Raw genomic sequence first — 1164 nt, 5'->3', positions numbered from 1 at the left:
TTACTCGATGATCTTGGCCACGACGCCGGCGCCGACGGTACGGCCGCCTTCACGGATGGCGAAGCGCAGGCCTTCTTCCATGGCGATCGGGGCGATCAGCTTGACCGTGATCGACACGTTGTCGCCGGGCATGACCATTTCCTTGTCCTTCGGCAGCTCGATCGCGCCAGTCACGTCCGTCGTGCGGAAGTAGAACTGCGGGCGATAGTTGTTGAAGAACGGCGTGTGACGGCCACCTTCGTCCTTGGACAGCACGTACACCTCGGCGGTGAAGTGCGTGTGCGGCTTGATCGAGCCGGGCTTGCACAGCACCTGGCCACGCTCGACTTCTTCACGCTTCGTGCCGCGCAGCAGGATACCGACGTTGTCGCCAGCCTGGCCCTGGTCCAGCAGCTTGCGGAACATTTCCACGCCGGTGCAGGTGGTCTTGATCGTGGGCTTGATGCCGACGATTTCGATTTCCTCGCCGACCTTCACCACGCCACGCTCGACACGGCCGGTCACCACGGTGCCGCGACCCGAGATCGAGAACACGTCTTCCACGGGCATCAGGAAGGTGCCGTCCACGGCGCGCTCGGGCGTCGGGATGTAGGTGTCCAGGGCGTCGGCCAGCTTCATGATGGCTTCTTCGCCCAGCTTGCCCTTGTCGCCTTCCAGGGCCAGCTTGGCGCTGCCGTGGATGATGGGGGTGTCGTCGCCGGGGAAGTCGTACTTGTCCAGCAGTTCGCGCACTTCCATCTCGACGAGCTCGAGCAGCTCGGCGTCGTCGACCATGTCGCACTTGTTCAGGAAGACGATGATGTAGGGCACGCCCACCTGGCGGGCCAGCAGGATGTGCTCACGGGTCTGGGGCATCGGGCCGTCGGCGGCCGAGCACACCAGGATGGCGCCGTCCATCTGGGCGGCACCGGTGATCATGTTCTTGACGTAGTCGGCGTGGCCGGGGCAGTCAACGTGCGCGTAGTGGCGGTTGGCCGTCTCGTACTCGACGTGGGCGGTGTTGATCGTGATGCCACGGGCCTTTTCTTCGGGCGCCGCGTCGATTTCGTCGTACTTCTTGGCTTCGCCGCCAAACTTGGCCGACAGCACCGTGGCGATGGCCGCCGTCAGGGTCGTCTTGCCATGGTCCACGTGACCGATGGTGCCCACGTTCACGTGCGGCTT

At 64.3% G+C, this 1164-nt stretch carries 1 protein-coding gene; it reads right to left on the bottom strand.

All coding sequences use genetic code 11. The annotated features are described in order from the left end of the window. On the bottom strand, positions 1–1164 hold a 1164-nt coding region (tuf, locus tag BXA03_RS26275), incomplete at its 5' end, for an elongation factor Tu (RefSeq protein ID WP_234983850.1).

It is taken from the genome of Pseudacidovorax sp. RU35E, assembly GCF_900156165.1.
Lineage (GTDB): Bacteria > Pseudomonadota > Gammaproteobacteria > Burkholderiales > Burkholderiaceae_C > Xenophilus.
The sequence above is the reverse complement of the archived record's forward strand: the minus strand, read 5'-3'. Positions and strand labels throughout refer to the sequence as shown.